This window comes from Neisseria sp. P0021.S006, assembly GCF_051956895.1.
On sequence record NZ_JBQCWZ010000462.1, the window covers coordinates 1 to 1,094 of the forward strand.

Annotated in this window: 1 protein-coding gene; it reads left to right on the forward strand. The window is 51.3% G+C overall.

What is annotated here, in order from left to right; translation table 11 throughout:
• Positions 1–137 precede the first annotated feature (137 nt).
• The coding region (locus ACTHUM_RS14995; RefSeq protein ID WP_440403290.1) for an Nramp family divalent metal transporter at positions 138–1,094 on the forward strand (957 nt) is incomplete at its 3' end.

The window sequence follows — 1,094 nt, forward strand, 5'->3', positions numbered from 1 at the left end:
CATCTCGGCTTTTTAACACCGTATTTTCCCTTTGATTGATAAAAAGTATTACGCATATTATTGGGCAAACTTTTTATTTACGTTAAAATATGCCTTTTTTTGATAATAAGGCCGTCTGAAAAAGGCGGAAACTAATTATGGCTGAACAACATACACACGCTTCCACCTGGAAGAGCAAAATCAATGCTCTCGGCCCGGGCATCATGATGGCTTCGGCAGCGGTCGGCGGATCGCACCTGATTGCCTCCACGCAGGCAGGTGCACTTTACGGCTGGCAGCTTGCGCTGATCATTATTCTGACCAACCTGTTCAAATACCCGTTTTTCCGCTTCAGCGCACATTACACGCTGGACACGGGCAAAAGCCTGATTGAGGGCTATGCCGAAAAAAGCCGCGTTTATTTGTGGGTATTTTTGATTTTATGTATTGCATCGGCAACGATTAATGCCGGTGCAGTCGCCATCGTTACCGCCGCCATCGTCAAAATGGCAATCCCATCACTGACTTTCGATGCCGGTATGGTGTCCGTCATGATTATGGTTTCCTGCCTGCTGATTTTGGCAAGCGGCCGCTATAAAGCATTGGATAACGTTTCCAAAATCATCATCGTCAGCCTGACCATCGCCACCGTCGCCGCAGCAGCCGTGGCCATGTCTCGCGGCATGCAGATGAAACCCGACTTTATCGAGCCTACCCCGTGGACACTGGCAGGCTTGGGCTTCCTCATCGCGCTGATGGGCTGGATGCCTGCACCGATTGAAATTTCCGCCATCAACTCTTTGTGGGTTACCGAAAAACAACGCATCAACCCTTCCAGCTACCGAGACGGCATTTTCGACTTCAACGTCGGCTACATCACCAGCGCAGTGTTGGCGGTCGTCTTCTTGGCCTTGGGTGCATATGTCCAATACGGCAACGGCGAAGCCGTACAAATGGCGGGCGGCAAATATGTTGGCCAGCTGATTAATATGTACGCCGTGACCATCGGCGACTGGTCGCGTCCGCTGGTGGCATTTATCGCCTTTGCTTGTATGTACTGCACCACCATTACCGTAGTAGACGGCTACGCGCGCGCGATTGCCGAACCGGTACGC